This is a genomic window from Streptomyces lacrimifluminis (assembly GCF_014646095.1).
GTDB lineage: Bacteria > Actinomycetota > Actinomycetes > Streptomycetales > Streptomycetaceae > Streptomyces > Streptomyces lacrimifluminis.
The window spans coordinates 1-765 of sequence record NZ_BMMU01000116.1; the positions used below are offsets into that span (position 1 = coordinate 1).

The following is a 765-nucleotide window of genomic DNA, read 5'->3' on the forward strand; positions in this document are numbered from 1 at the left end:
CAAGAGGCCGTTCACCGACGGTGTCATCACCGGCTGGGGCACGGTGGAGGGCCGTACGGTCTTCGTGTACGCGCATGACTTCCGCATCTTCGGCGGCGCGCTGGGCGAGGCCCACGCCACGAAGATCCACAAGATCATGGACATGGCCATCGCGGCCGGGGCCCCGCTGGTGTCGCTCAACGACGGTGCCGGTGCCCGTATCCAGGAGGGTGTCTCGGCCCTGGCCGGGTACGGCGGCATCTTCCAGCGCAACACCAGGGCCTCCGGTGTCATCCCGCAGATCAGCGTGATGCTCGGCCCGTGCGCCGGCGGCGCGGCCTACAGTCCCGCCCTCACCGACTTCGTCTTCATGGTCCGCGAGACCTCACAGATGTTCATCACCGGCCCGGACGTCGTCAAGGCGGTCACCGGCGAGGAGATCACCCAGAACGGCCTCGGCGGCGCCGACGTGCACGCCGAGACCAGCGGCGTCGCGCACTTCGCCTACGACGACGAGGAGACCTGCATCGCCGAGGTCCGCTACCTCCTCGCGATGCTCCCGCAGAACAACCGCGAGAACCCCCCGCGCGTCGACTCCGAGGACCCCGCCGACCGGCGGAGCGACATCCTGCTCGACCTCGTCCCCGCCGACGGCAACCGGCCCTACGACATGACCAAGGTCATCGAGGAGATCGTCGACGACGGCGACTACCTCGAGATCCACGAACGCTGGGCCCGCAACATCATCTGCGCGCTCGGCCGGCTCGGCGGCCAGGTCGTCGGCAT

1 protein-coding gene is annotated in these 765 nt (G+C 69.0%); it reads left to right on the forward strand.

What is annotated here, in order from left to right; all coding sequences use genetic code 11:
* The coding region (locus tag IEY89_RS40175) for an acyl-CoA carboxylase subunit beta (protein WP_308437491.1) at positions 1-765 on the forward strand (765 nt) is incomplete at both ends.